Origin of the sequence: Acinetobacter sp. NIOH-H-8 (assembly GCF_046635365.1) — a bacterium.
Taxonomy (GTDB): domain Bacteria; phylum Pseudomonadota; class Gammaproteobacteria; order Pseudomonadales; family Moraxellaceae; genus Acinetobacter.
In genome coordinates this window covers 1-10,233 of record NZ_JBHDVN010000078.1, presented here as the reverse complement: position 1 = coordinate 10,233, position 10,233 = coordinate 1, and the positions used below count along the sequence as shown (strand labels likewise).

Genomic DNA, 10,233 nt, shown 5'->3' with positions numbered 1-10,233 from the left:
GGCTGTTTTGGAAGCAGGAATATCAACACAAAAGCATTGAATAATTTTTTTAATCTTGTAGTGACTTAATTTACTGTTTTCTATCATGATTCTAGACTAACATAATCATTTTGCTAGTCTAGAGCCAATTAAATTATACATTATGTGTTGTCAATTTCTTCTTAAAAAATAGAGTTTTCCAATCACTATTATGAGAATGAGTTTGTAAATACAGACTCATTTCCTATCGCTATAAATATTAAAAATAGCTACATAGAGTTTATCTCTAGCTTATTCAAATTTGTCTTTGAAATTAGGCGTTACTACGGATGAACAATAATTTTTACAGCAGACTCATTATTATGAATCAATGTTTCAAAGCCTTTAGAAACAAGATCATCTAATGCAATCCGTTGGGTAATAAAAGGTTCTAGATTAATCTTACCTTGCTCAACCAAACGAATAGTTTCCTGATGGTCATTGACGTAAGCTATCGTGCCACGAATGTCTAGTTCTTTCATCACCACACTATGCACATTAATTGTGGCAGGATGGCTCCAAATAGAAACGATAACGACTACACCAGTTGGTTTCATTGCTGCAACGAGTGTATCCATGACTTTATTGACACTACTACATTCAAAAGCGACATCTACACCGCGGTCTTCTGTAATTTTCATTACCTCAGCAACTACATCAACATTAGATGGGTCTAGTACATAATCGGCAACACCCGCTTCTATCGCTTTTTCTTTACGTTTTGCACTCAGTTCAGTAATGATGACCGTGAGACCTTTAGCCTTTAAAATAGCAGATAAAAGTAAGCCTATTGGGCCTGCTCCACCAACCAGTGCGATATCGCCAGCTTTTGCGCCACTTCTGACATAGGCATGATGACCGACAGATAAAGGTTCTATCAATGCTGCTTGGTCTAAAGGAATATCATTTGAAATAGGATGTACCCAACGCCGCTGAACTGCAATTTTTTCAGAAAGACCACCACCGCGTCCGCCTAAACCAATAAAGTTCATATTTTTTGATAAATGATACTTATCATTGGGGCCAGTCGGGACATCATCCGTAATAATATAGGGTTCAACTACGACATGTTGTCCAATTTGGATATCGTCTACACCCTCACCAACTGCATAAACTACGCCTGAAAATTCATGTCCCATTGTTACAGGTGCAGATTCTCCCGAAATTGGATGTGGATGACCACAAGGTGGAATAAAAATAGGGCCTTCCATGAATTCATGTAAATCTGTACCGCAAATACCGCACCATGCAACTTGAATTCCAACTGTGCCTGGAAGTACTTTCGGTTCAGGGATATCTTCAATTCGAATATCCCCTCGATCATAAAAACGAGCTGCTTTCATTTTGTATTCCTTATATTGATGTTAACGGTAAACCATTCCACCATCTGTCAAAATAGACTGACCTGTAATGTAGTTTGCATCCTCACTGGCTAAAAATGCAACTAATGCAGCCACGTCATCTGGTGTTTCAGCACGTCCTAAAGCAATACTATCTACATATTTTTTATACGTTTGACCAATTGGTGCACCTGTAATTTCAGAGAACCGCTGATCTATTTCGACCCACATGTCTGTACCCACAACACCCGGACAATAACTATTTACAGTAATTTTAGCACTGGCATATTCTTTAGCCGCAGCTTGCGTCAATGCACGAACTGCAAATTTAGTTGCCGAATAAACACCGAGCAAAGCAAAACCTTCATGACCTGCTATTGAGCATGCATTAATAATTTTTCCAGCCTGTTGGCGTTGTTTAAATTTATTTGCTGCGGCTTGAATCCCCCAAAGTACACCACCGACATTGATGTTCATAATTTGGGTAAATTCACTCGGCGTGACTTCTGCCAAAGCTTTGACTTGTGCAATACCTGCATTATTAATCATGATATCAAAACCATTAAGTGTCGATTCTGCATGATTAATAGCGTCACTGATTTGTATTGGATCTGAAATATCCGCAATAAATGTGGTGGCTTTTACGCCAAAGGCTTCAACCTCTTTTTGAACAGTATTTAACTTTTCTTGATGAAGATCGACCAAGGCAATATGAACACCTTCTTGTGCTAAACGTAAGGCAATACCACGTCCAATGCCTTGTGCCGCACCCGTAATTAAAGCAACTTTGTTGTTTAAACCTCTAGGCATGTTGCGACTCCTTAAATATGGATTGCACGTTGCATCGCCGACAAGACCGACTCATGCATCGCCTCAGACAAAGTAGGATGAGGGAAAATGACCTGCGCTAAGCTTTCATCTGTAGCTTCTAGGTATTTCGCGATGGCAAAACCTTGAATGTGTTCGGTGACTTCATGTCCAACCATGTGAGCACCCAACAATTCACCCGTTTCCTGACTAAAAATGGTTTTAATAAATCCTGCGCTATCGCCCAAAGCCAATGCTTTACCATTCGCTTGTAAAGGAAACTTACCCACATTGATATTCAAGCCCGTAGCTTTCGCTTTCTGTTCTGTCAAACCAATACTGGCCACTTGTGGATGGGTAAAGATACAGCCCGGAATTTGTGTACGATCTAAAGCATGTACATGACTCAGGCCTGCAATTTTCTCCACACAAAGAATGGCTTCATGACTGGCTTTGTGTGCCAAACACGGTGCACCTGCGACATCACCAATTGCATAAATGCCCACTACATTGGTTTTACACCATGAGTCGACTTTAATAAAACCATTCTCAAATTCAACTCCCAAAGCTTCTAGGCCAAGATTTTCAGCATTCGGTTTCACGCCAATAGCTGAAAGCACCTTTTCAACAGTAATGATTTGCACACCTGTGGCAGTTTCAATATGACAATGTACTTGAGCCTGATCAGTTTCTATTTTTTTTACAGTCGCTTCGGTTAAAACCTGCATACCCTGCTGTTCAAATTGCTTTTGTACATACTTCGCAACTTCAATGTCTTCGCTAGGGAGAATCTGCTTTGCAATATCAACCAAGGTAACTTGGCAGCCTAAGTCTTGGTATAGGCTTGCAAACTCACTGCCTATAGCCCCCGAACCAATGACCAGTAAAGATTTTGGTAATTGTTCCGGAACTAAAGCCTCTTTATAACTCCAGACCTGATGGCCATCTACAGGAATATGAGGCAAATTGGCCGCACGTGCACCTGTTGCGACAATAATATACGGTGCAGAAATCTGCTGTTTTTGACCATTCGCATCTGTAAGCTCTAATTGCTCTTTGGCAATAAACTGGGCTGCCGCGTTAAAAACAGTGATTTGATTTTTTTCAATAATTGACCGATACCTTGCACGAGTTGCTCAGAAACCTGTCTGCTATGATGGACCAGTTTTTGAATGTCAAAATCAATCGCGTTAAGAGTAAAGCCAAACTGCCCTGCATGTTTGAACTGCTGTGCAAGCGCAGCCCCGCTCAATAATGCCTTGGTTGGAATGCATCCCCAATTAAGACACACTCCGCCTAAGTGTTGTTTTTCAACGATTGCAGTTTTTAATCCCAGTTGCGCTGCGCGAATCGCAGCGACATATCCTCCAGGACCAGCACCAATAACCACAAGATCAAATTGTGTATCTGACATGACTATTCCTCCTACACCAAAATTAATGCAGGATTTTCGACAAACTGCTTAAATGCCGATAAGAATTGAGCACCCAACGCACCATCAATGACACGATGATCACAAGACAATGTTGCGGTCACCATTTCACGAACAACAATCTCATCATTTTCAACGACAGCACGTTTCTCTGCTGCACCTAAGGCTAGAATTGCACCTTGAGGCGGGTTAATAATGGCATCAAACTGTTGAATACCAAGCATGCCCAAATTGGAAATACTGAAACTGCCCCCTTGAAACTCATCAGGTGCCAATTTTCCAGTTTTGGCACGTGTCGCCAGATCACGCATATTATTGGAAATTTGCGCCAAAGATTTACGGTTCGCTGCTTTAATAATTGGCGTGATCAGTCCATTTTCGATGGCTACAGCAACCGAAATATCAGCCTGTTCAAACTGTAAAATCTGCTGATTCTCTTCATCAAACTGAACATTAACTTGTGGAACTTTAATCAGTGCAGCAGCAGCAGCTTTAATCAGCATATCGTTAATGGACAGTTTGACTTGCGGTACAGTACTGTTAATTTGCTGACGCAAAGCCTGAACCGACTCAACATTTAAGTCTATCGTTAAGCGAAAATGTGGTGCATTGCGTTTTGCCGCTTGTAGCCGTGCAGCGATTGCTTTACGCATACCATTCATAGCTACGGTGGTGAATTTTGCTGACTCTGCTGGATGTGCATGCTCAGTATGTTGAGCTTGTACAGGGTTTTCCCGTTGATATACAGCCTCAACATCTTCCTTACAGACTCGTCCACGTGAACCCGATGCACGACAATCATGCAAATTAATGCCCCATTGTTTTGCCAAACGGCGGGCAACAGGTGTGGCTAGAACCTGATTATCATCTGCTTTAGATTTCGCGGCCTTGGTACTGGCTTGATGACGCACATCTGGCCAAGAACCACCAGCAGCTTGAACTGCGGCCTGAACATCTTGAACACTAATACGACCTTCACGTCCAGAACCAGTAATCTGAGACAGGTTTACATTATGCTTTTCAGCCAATTTCAAGGCATGTGGCGTTGCAAAAATATCATCGCTTTGTTGGTAGCCTTGTAACGCAGCAGGAATAGAATATCCGCCCTGAGTCACCGCTTTTGATCCATTACCAACACTGTTCTGTTTAGGAGCAGCTTGTACTTTGGTTTCAACTTGAGCCACAGTTACTTTTTCAGGAACCGCTACTACCGCTTTATTTTCAGTTACAGCAGGTGTTCCACCTAAGGACTGTGCAAATGCTTCAACTTCTGCATCGGAAACTTGGGCGTCTGCACAAATTGCAATGACTCCTCCTACGACAAGGGTATCACCATCTTTAGCAATAATTTTTCGTAGCAAGCCATCGAAAGGCGCTTCTAGAACATTGACGATTTTTGTGGTTTCAATTTCACAAATTTCCTGTCCTTTACTAAATTGCGTACCTTCCTGAATCAGCCATTGGGCAATCGTGCCCTCTTCCATGGACAAACCCCATTTTGGGATTTCTAAGGTTTTAATTTCGCTCATCCTAAGCCTCCAACGTCTTACGTACAGCCTGTTCGATGCGTTCTACACTGGGTAGCCATTCTTTTTCTAATACTGGCGAAAATGGTACGGGTGAGTGTGGTGGAGTGACTAACTCGATTGGTGCTTTAAGATAATGAAAGCCTTTCTGGGCAATAAGCGCAGCCACATCATGTCCGAAACCACAACGTGCTGCTGATTCATCTACAATCACCACACGACCTGTTGAAGCTACTGACTCTAAAATGCCATCTTCATCTAATGGTGAAATGGTTCTAGGGTCAACCACTTCAACCGAAATGCCTTCTTTTGCGAGCTTATCAGCGACTTCATTGGCACGATGCACCATCAAACTTAAGGCAATAATGGTGATATCTGTGCCTTCACGGGTGTAATTTGCGACACCAAAAGGAATAGTGTAGGACTCATCTGGCACTTCGCCCTTAATGTCGTACAATAACTTGTGTTCACAAAAGACTACTGGGTCGTCATCTCGAATGGCTTGAATCAACAACCCTTTTACATCATAGGCACTTGAAGGCACCACCACTTTTAAACCAGGCACTGAGGCAAACACGTTATATGGCGACTGAGAATGCTGCGCTGCTGCGGAAAAACCTGCACCAATCATGCCACGTACAACGAGTGGCGCTTTGGCTTTGCCGCCAAACATGTAGCGAAATTTAGCTGCTTGGTTATACAGCATGTCATAACACACGCCGTAAAAATCCATAAACATTAAATCTGCCACAGGTCTTAAACCCGTTGCAGCAGCACCTGCCGCCATACCAATAATCGCTGATTCTGTAATTGGAGTATCAATGACTCGTTCAGAACCAAATTCAGTCCATAAGCCTTTGGTTACACCAAGTACACCGCCAAAACCTTCCAGCTTATTATCATCGGTATTTTTACCACCATGTCCACCACGAACATCTTCACCGACCACAATGACACTTGGGTCTCGGCGCATTTCTAATTCAATTGCCTCTTTAATCGCATTTCGATAACTTTTATTTGGCATTTTTCTACTATTCCTTTAGTAAGAGACGTAAACATCAGTAAGTAACTGAGAGACTTCTGGGTACTGAGCTGCGCGTGCTTTTGCAACGGCATCGTCTACATTGGCTTTAGACTGGGCATCAATCGCATCCAGTTTGGCTTCGTCAATTTTATCCTTGACTTTTTCACGGAATATTTTCAATGGATCTTTATGTTCTTTGACATAATCCAGTTCTTCTTTGGAACGAATAAGCCCCGGATCACCTTCAAAATGTCCATAAAATCGGTTGGTTACCGTTTCAATCACACTCGGGCCTTCACCACGGCGGGCACGTTCAATGGCTTTTTGTGCAACTTCATACACAGCAAAAAAGTCTGTTCCATCTACTTTTTCAGCGGGTAAGCCAAAACCTGCTGCACGGCCTGCAATATCTTTACTGCCTACGGCATAATCATGTGCAGTACCTTCACCAAAACCGTTATTTTCAAAAACAAAAATGACAGGAAGCTTTAACACAACAGCCATATTAATGGCTTCAAAAGTTAAGCCCTGATTTGAACCGCCGTCACCAGTAAAAGATAGACCAATCCCACCATTTTTGAGTGTTTTAGCACTTAAAGCTGCCCCAATAGCCAAAGGTGGACCACCACCCACAATACCGTTTGCACCGAGCATGCCTTTATCTAAGTCCGCAATGTGCATTGAGCCGCCTTTACCACGACACAAACCATCATCTTTGCCAAAAATTTCTAGCATCATGGCGTGAATGTCACAGCCCTTTGCAATACAATGTCCGTGACCACGATGTGTTGAGGTAATGAAGTCCTTATCTGTTAAATTTTCACAGATCCCTACGGCAACAGCTTCCTCACCGCTATAAAGATGGATGAAACCTGGGATATCACCTGTATTGTTTTCATCGTGAAGTCGATCCTCAAATTCACGAATGTCGCGCATTCTTTTGTATGCTGCTAGCAATTGCTCTTCCGTTAATTGCATATATTTATTCCTTATTAACTACGCTTAAAAGAAAATCCCAAATTGAATAACTGGATTTTTAAATCGTATATTTATATAAGAGTATTTTTATTTAATTTCATATTAGACTAAAAAAATATAATGCATAAAAATATAAGATAAACATTAAAAACAATGGTTTATAAAATTAAGAAATTTGTAAATTTTTTAATATTATTCAGCTATATACAAAAACAAACCTTTAACCAACCTTTGTTTTATATGATAAGTTTTTTGCCCTGTTTTAATATTATTAATGCATTTAAAGCAGCTTATTTAATATCAGGCTCAATATTAATTATTTTAAACGACGGAGTGTTTGAAATGGATTTAAATAACCCAGTATTAACTGGAAAGAAGCTACGTGGCGCTAAAAAAATGGCGCGTATTCCAATTAAAGTTGTTCCAACGGAAACGATACCGAAAAAGCCAGAATGGATCCGGACTAAAATTAGTCGACCTGAGGAAGTCCAAATCATTAAGGATTTATTAAGACAACAAAAACTACATACCGTTTGCGAAGAAGCAGCTTGTCCTAACTTGCCGCAATGTTTCGGTAGTGGAACAGCAACATTCATGATTATGGGAGATATCTGTACTCGACGCTGTCCATTCTGTGATGTCTCGCATGGCCGTCCTAATGCCTTAGATATTAACGAGCCACTGCATTTGGCTGAAACGGTGAAGAATCTAAACTTAAAGTATGTTGTGATTACTTCCGTTGACCGAGATGATTTAAAAGATGGCGGTGCACAGCATTTTGCAGATTGCATTCGAGAAATTCGTCAAACTAGTCCAGACACTTTGATTGAAGTTTTGGTGCCTGATTTTCGTGGTCGCGCAGATATTGCACTTAAAATTCTGAGCAAAAATCCACCTGATGTCTTTAATCACAATATTGAAACCGTGCCACGCCTGTATAAAGCCATGCGACCAGGCGCTGACTATCAGCATTCATTGAATTTACTTAAGAAATTTAAACACTACTGCCCTGATATCCCAACGAAATGTGGTTTGATGGTGGGTTTAGGAGAAATTGAAGCTGAGGTTATTGCGTTATTAAATGATTTGAAAGATTACCAAATTGATTATGTCACAATCGGCCAATACCTACAGCCATCCAAATCACATGCGCCAATTCATCGTTTTGTTACATTGCAAGAGTTTAAACATTATCAAACTCATGGAGAGCACTTAGAGTTTAAGAATATTTGGAGTGCACCATTAGTGCGATCGAGTTATTTTGCTGACCGCCAGTATTATGGTGAGGCTGTACCTGTGCCCTACGTGCGTGAATGACATTTTCATGATTTAAAGGATCCTATTTATCAACATAATGGTTACTTTTATTAACACTTCAGATAAAAATAGTCATTTCCAGTCCATAACAACACTTTTAAAGTAGCTAAAAGGCTGGTAAAACCCAAAAAAGGTTATTTAACGAATCCAAGAAAAAATGATTTGGTACACGTAAGAAAAGATTGAATGAGTATAGATCTGGAAATTGATTTCTGAAGTTTAAAGATATTACAGTCTAATCATAAAGGAATATGATATGAACCTGTTCAATACAGCACCAGCAAAAAAGCTGCAAACAACACATTTAATTAATCAGCATATTGTTCAGGCTGCACCCGTTTTGGCTTTGCCTCAAGAAGATCAGACTTCCCTATTCCGCCGCTCTATTCAGCATAATTATGCCGATTTATTAAGAATTGCTGATGATTCCGATATGGCAATTGGTCTTACAGATCACCATGGTACTCTGTTATGGACCTGGAGTAGTTCCGCGATGCTTTCTTCTGCTGAACAGGTACATTTTATTGAAGGTGGCCATTGGTCAACGCAGGCGGTTGGGACCAATGCGATTGGTATGACATTAAATAGTCAAACATCAAGTTGTGTATATTCTCATGAAAACCAAATGGATAGCGTTCGTGATTGGGTCTGTTATGCAGCACCTATCTGGGATCCGACTTCAGGTCAATTTCATGGCATTATCAATCTTTCCACAAAATATAAAAAACATACCCCTCTAGGCATTCTTGCTGTGGAACGCTGTGCAGACTTAATACAGCGAGCAATAAAATTTGAACAGAAAAATTTTTTATACATTAAAGCGCTAGGTTCGCCCTGGGTTCAATTTAATGGGCATACTTTGAACTTGACTCACCGTCAAATTGAAATACTTTGCATTTTAGCTTTGTATCCGTACGGGATTGGTTTAGAAGAGTTACACTATGCCCTTTATGGTGAGCGTAATGTCAGCCTAAAAACCCTAAAGGCTGAGCTTTCACAACTTCGTAGCCTATTACCTCATTCAATTGAGGCTCGGATTTATAGGCTTACCTGTGAAGTCCAATGTGATTTTTTACGTGCTGAACAATCATTAAATGCAAATCTTATTTCGAGTACATTCTCGCTATATAAAGGTAGCTTTTTATCTAAATCAGAAAGCCCTTTACTCAGTACTTGGAGACATTGTTTTGATGCCCGTTTAAGCCAGTTGATTTATCAAATAAAGGATACCGATCAATTATTACGGATTATTGGGCAAACACATGATCGTATTGATGCGGTACAGCGTTTATTAGAATTATTACCACAGGACAGCAACTACCGTAATTATTTTTCAAATCTGATTTAAATTTGATTTGTTGCTTCAACTCTAAAGTTTTATTGAATAAGGTTTTATTGTGTGGCAGATAGAAATTGTTCATCTAAAGATCTTTATTGTGTTTGAATTGGCCAGTTTGAAATAATGGCTCACTGAAAGCCCAGCCTGACCACCATCGACAATAACGATATTAAAATGTGATTTTAAGCATGTTGATTTAAATTTGCGTAGTAGGTTCAGGAATTTAGTACAATAAAAAATCCAGAATGATTTGAATAATATTTTGAAAATATTAGGGTGTGTTGACACTTTTAGCTTAAAAAAATAGCGAAGTAGTAAAATCAAGTCGCCAAACCCAATTTTACTATTCGCTATGCCTCGTACCATGCTGACAGATCAACACTGGCAAAAGTTGAAAGTTATTCTGCGTAATTTATCCATTCACCACAACTCAAATTTACGCAATTTTATTG

At 40.3% G+C, this 10,233-nt stretch carries 7 protein-coding genes and 3 pseudogenes; 3 read left to right on the top strand and 7 right to left on the bottom strand.

The window, feature by feature from the left end; genetic code table 11:
• From ACEWB7_RS16455 to ACEWB7_RS16425, 7 genes and pseudogenes are all read right to left on the bottom strand, one after another.
• Nucleotides 1-87: pseudogene (locus ACEWB7_RS16455) on the bottom strand (IS1595 family transposase); the annotation flags it as partial.
• Nucleotides 88-302: 215 nt separating this feature from the next.
• Nucleotides 303-1,361 (bottom strand): 2,3-butanediol dehydrogenase, encoded by a 1,059-nt coding sequence (locus tag ACEWB7_RS16450; RefSeq protein ID WP_411580969.1) that lies wholly within the window; start codon nucleotides 1,359-1,361, stop codon nucleotides 303-305.
• Between the two features lie 21 nt (nucleotides 1,362-1,382).
• Nucleotides 1,383-2,168 (bottom strand): acetoin reductase, encoded by a 786-nt coding sequence (locus ACEWB7_RS16445; RefSeq protein WP_076755016.1) that lies wholly within the window; start codon nucleotides 2,166-2,168, stop codon nucleotides 1,383-1,385.
• Between the two features lie 11 nt (nucleotides 2,169-2,179).
• Nucleotides 2,180-3,529: pseudogene (gene lpdA / locus ACEWB7_RS16440) on the bottom strand (dihydrolipoyl dehydrogenase); the annotation flags it as partial.
• A gap of 61 nt (nucleotides 3,530-3,590) precedes the next feature.
• Entirely contained in the window at nucleotides 3,591-5,126 is a 1,536-nt protein-coding gene (locus tag ACEWB7_RS16435; protein WP_411580968.1) for a 2-oxo acid dehydrogenase subunit E2, read from the bottom strand.
• A 1-nt stretch (nucleotide 5,127) separates the two neighbouring features.
• The gene (locus tag ACEWB7_RS16430; RefSeq protein WP_048881927.1) at nucleotides 5,128-6,147 is read right to left on the bottom strand and encodes an alpha-ketoacid dehydrogenase subunit beta; all 1,020 of its coding nucleotides are present in this window, start codon (nucleotides 6,145-6,147) and stop codon (nucleotides 5,128-5,130) included.
• A 15-nt stretch (nucleotides 6,148-6,162) separates the two neighbouring features.
• Complete coding sequence (locus ACEWB7_RS16425; RefSeq protein ID WP_253107455.1) at nucleotides 6,163-7,125, bottom strand: thiamine pyrophosphate-dependent dehydrogenase E1 component subunit alpha; 963 nt, start codon at nucleotides 7,123-7,125, stop codon at nucleotides 6,163-6,165.
• A gap of 342 nt (nucleotides 7,126-7,467) precedes the next feature.
• Between ACEWB7_RS16425 and lipA the strand changes: the two genes are divergently transcribed.
• The 3 genes and pseudogenes from lipA to ACEWB7_RS16410 form a co-directional block, all read left to right on the top strand.
• Nucleotides 7,468-8,442: a lipoyl synthase gene (lipA, locus tag ACEWB7_RS16420; RefSeq protein WP_075166809.1), complete on the top strand. Its 975-nt coding sequence runs from the start codon at nucleotides 7,468-7,470 to the stop codon at nucleotides 8,440-8,442.
• A gap of 256 nt (nucleotides 8,443-8,698) precedes the next feature.
• Nucleotides 8,699-9,790 (top strand): hypothetical protein, encoded by a 1,092-nt coding sequence (locus ACEWB7_RS16415; protein WP_048881925.1) that lies wholly within the window; start codon nucleotides 8,699-8,701, stop codon nucleotides 9,788-9,790.
• A 343-nt stretch (nucleotides 9,791-10,133) separates the two neighbouring features.
• Nucleotides 10,134-10,233 (top strand): annotated as a pseudogene (locus tag ACEWB7_RS16410) (IS5/IS1182 family transposase); the annotation flags it as partial.